Genomic DNA, 1,084 nt, shown 5'->3' on the forward strand with positions numbered 1-1,084 from the left:
CACCCCCCGCCTCGACGGCGGGGAAACATGGACGACACACGACTGCGGCAGGATGGACATCGTGACCACCAACGACGACTTACCACTGCTGGGCCGCACGGTCGCGGTGACGGCTGCGCGTCGGGCGTCGGAACAGAAGGTTCTGCTCGAACGCCGGGGTGCGGCGGTCCTCCACGCGCCGGCGATCCGCATGATCCCCGTGGCCGAGGACGAACTCGTCCGCTCGGCCACCGCCCGGGTGCTCGCTGCTCCCGCCGACCTCATGGTCCTCACCACGGCGACCGGAGTCCGGTGGTGGACGCAGGTGTGCGAGGAGTGGGGTTACTCCCGGGACCTGCACGCCCTCATGGAACGGGTGCCGCTGTACTCGCGCGGGCCCAAGGTCACCGGGGCGCTCCGGGCCGCCGGTCTGCGCGAACACGCGTCGGCGGCGAGCGAGGCGACCCCCGAACTGTTGGAGATGCTGCTGGAGCGCGGGGTCGACGGCCTCACCGTGGCCGTGCAGCTCCAGGGTGCGAGCTCGGACTGGAATCCCATGGCCCCCCTGGTGGAGGGGCTCCGCGCGGCGGGGGCCGAGGTGATCGTGGTGCCGATCTACCGTTGGGAGCTCCCCGAGGACCTGGAGGCGTTCGACGACCTCGTCCGGACCGTCGCCCGGGCTGGCGTCGACGGGGTGACGTTCACCGCCGCCCCGGCCGTGGTGTCGATGCTCGAGCGGGCCGACCTGATGGGGATCCACGACGACGTGCTGGACGCCCTGTCCGGTCCGGTCGCCGCCCTCTGTGTGGGACCGGTGACCGCCGAACCGCTGGTCGACCTCGGTGTACCCGTGTCGATGCCGGACCGGATGCGCCTCGGTGCGCTCATGCGACACGTCACCGACGAGCTGGTGGCGCGGTCCCGGCCCGTCACGGTGGCCGGCCACGAACTCACCGTGTGTGCGGCCGCGGTCCTGATGGACGGTCGGCCCATCGAGCTCTCGCCGGCGCCGCTGGCACTGCTGCGTGCGATGGCGGACCGGCCGGGCAAGTGCGTGAGCCGGGAGGAACTCCTCGCCGTGCTGCCCGGCGACGGCGCCGACCCG

At 72.6% G+C, this 1,084-nt stretch carries 1 protein-coding gene; it reads left to right on the plus strand.

The features are described 5' to 3' along the window. Positions 1-52: 52 nt before the first annotated feature. Positions 53-1,084 (plus strand): uroporphyrinogen-III synthase (locus G6021_RS14955; RefSeq protein WP_182641620.1); only part of this gene is annotated, 1,032 nt, incomplete at its 3' end.

This window comes from Dietzia sp. CW19 (genome assembly GCF_014145265.1).
Classification (GTDB): Bacteria; Actinomycetota; Actinomycetes; order Mycobacteriales; family Mycobacteriaceae; genus Dietzia; species Dietzia natronolimnaea.